Annotated in this window: 2 protein-coding genes and 1 pseudogene; 2 read left to right on the top strand and 1 reads right to left on the bottom strand. The window is 46.6% G+C overall.

Translation table 11 applies throughout. From position 1 onward, the window contains the following. The first annotated feature begins 113 nt into the window (after nt 1–113). Nucleotides 114–515 carry a LysR substrate-binding domain-containing protein gene (locus FTU92_RS13970; RefSeq protein WP_001183556.1) on the top strand — a complete coding sequence of 134 codons (402 nt, stop codon included), beginning with the start codon at nt 114–116 and terminating at the stop codon, nt 513–515. Between the two features lie 136 nt (nt 516–651). Here the strand turns inward: FTU92_RS13970 and FTU92_RS13965 are convergent, their stop codons facing one another. Next, entirely contained in the window at nt 652–1,467 is an 816-nt protein-coding gene (locus tag FTU92_RS13965) for an APH(3')-I family aminoglycoside O-phosphotransferase (RefSeq protein WP_000018323.1), read from the bottom strand. 129 nt (nt 1,468–1,596) lie between these two features. Here FTU92_RS13965 and FTU92_RS13960 point away from each other — a divergent pair. Continuing rightward, nucleotides 1,597–1,940, top strand: a pseudogene (locus FTU92_RS13960) (IS6-like element IS26 family transposase); the annotation flags it as partial.

Genomic DNA, 1,940 nt, shown 5'->3' with positions numbered 1-1,940 from the left:
GCCAGGCCTCAGCATTTTATTATGGTGATCCCCTGGGCGAAATGCGCCTGGTAAGCAGAGTTTTTGAAATGTAAGGCCTTTGAATAAGACAAAAGGCTGCCTCATCGCTAACTTTGCAACAGTGCCATTTTAAGCGTTATGCTAAGCCCAGGAAGCCGCAGGATCTTTTGAACCACAACTGCATTAACGTCCGCTATTCTGATACGAGTGGATTGTACGCCTGGGAATTCGAGAAAGATGCTCAGAAATTCAGTCTGAAAGTCAAAGGGCAATATATTGCGAACAGCACGATTCATCAGCTCGATGCAGCATTAGACGGGCTGGGGATTGCCTATATTCCCGAGTATGTTGCAGATGGATATATCAAAAGCGGCAAGCTGATTGCTGTTCTGACCGAGTGGTGTCCATATTTTGACGGCTACCATATTTATTATCCTCACCGCCGACAGGATTCTCCTGCGTTTATGGCTTTTCTGCAAGTTTTGCGTGACAGGTACAATAATGGAATAAGATAAATTTATGAGTAAAGGATTATGTCCACGATAAGCACCTGGGTCGATTCCTGGGAGGCGGCCATGAGGGTAGGGAAGCGCCGTCCCGTCAAGTCAGCGTAATGCTCTGCCAGTGTTACAACCAATTAACCAATTCTGATTAGAAAAACTCATCGAGCATCAAATGAAACTGCAATTTATTCATATCAGGATTATCAATACCATATTTTTGAAAAAGCCGTTTCTGTAATGAAGGAGAAAACTCACCGAGGCAGTTCCATAGGATGGCAAGATCCTGGTATCGGTCTGCGATTCCGACTCGTCCAACATCAATACAACCTATTAATTTCCCCTCGTCAAAAATAAGGTTATCAAGTGAGAAATCACCATGAGTGACGACTGAATCCGGTGAGAATGGCAAAAGCTTATGCATTTCTTTCCAGACTTGTTCAACAGGCCAGCCATTACGCTCGTCATCAAAATCACTCGCATCAACCAAACCGTTATTCATTCGTGATTGCGCCTGAGCGAGACGAAATGCGCGATCGCTGTTAAAAGGACAATTACAAACAGGAATCGAATGCAACCGGCGCAGGAACGCTGCCAGCGCATCAACAATATTTTCACCTGAATCAGGATATTCTTCTAATACCTGGAATGCTGTTTTCCCGGGGATCGCAGTGGTGAGTAACCATGCATCATCAGGAGTACGGATAAAATGCTTGATGGTCGGAAGAGGCATAAATGCCGTCAGCCAGTTTAGTCTGACCATCTCATCTGTAACATCATTGGCAACGCTACCTTTGCCATGTTTCAGAAACAACTCTGGCGCATCGGGCTTCCCATACAATCGATAGATTGTCGCACCTGATTGCCCGACATTATCGCGAGCCCATCTATACCCATATAAATCAGCATCCAGGTTGGAATTTAATCGCGGCCTCGAGCAAGACGTTTCCCGTTGAATATGGCTCATAACACCCCTTGTATTACTGTTTATGTAAGCAGACAGTTTTATTGTTCATGATGATATATTTTTATCGGCACTGTTGCAAATAGTCGGTGGTGATAAACTTATCATCCCCTTTTGCTGATGGAGCTGCACATGAACCCATTCAAAGGCCGGCATTTTCAGCGTGACATCATTCTGTGGGCCGTACGCTGGTACTGCAAATACGGCATCAGTTACCGTGAGCTGCAGGAGATGCTGGCTGAACGCGGAGTGAATGTCGATCACTCCACGATTTACCGCTGGGTTCAGCGTTATGCGCCTGAAATGGAAAAACGGCTGCGCTGGTACTGGCGTAACCCTTCCGATCTTTGCCCGTGGCACATGGATGAAACCTACGTGAAGGTCAATGGCCGCTGGGCGTATCTGTACCGGGCCGTCGACAGCCGGGGCCGCACTGTCGATTTTTATCTCTCCTCCCGTCGTAACAGCAAAGCTGC

The organism is Acinetobacter sp. YH12205, from assembly GCF_013418125.1.
Lineage (GTDB): Bacteria > Pseudomonadota > Gammaproteobacteria > Pseudomonadales > Moraxellaceae > Acinetobacter > Acinetobacter towneri.
The sequence above is the reverse complement of the archived record's forward strand: the minus strand, read 5'-3'. Positions and strand labels throughout refer to the sequence as shown.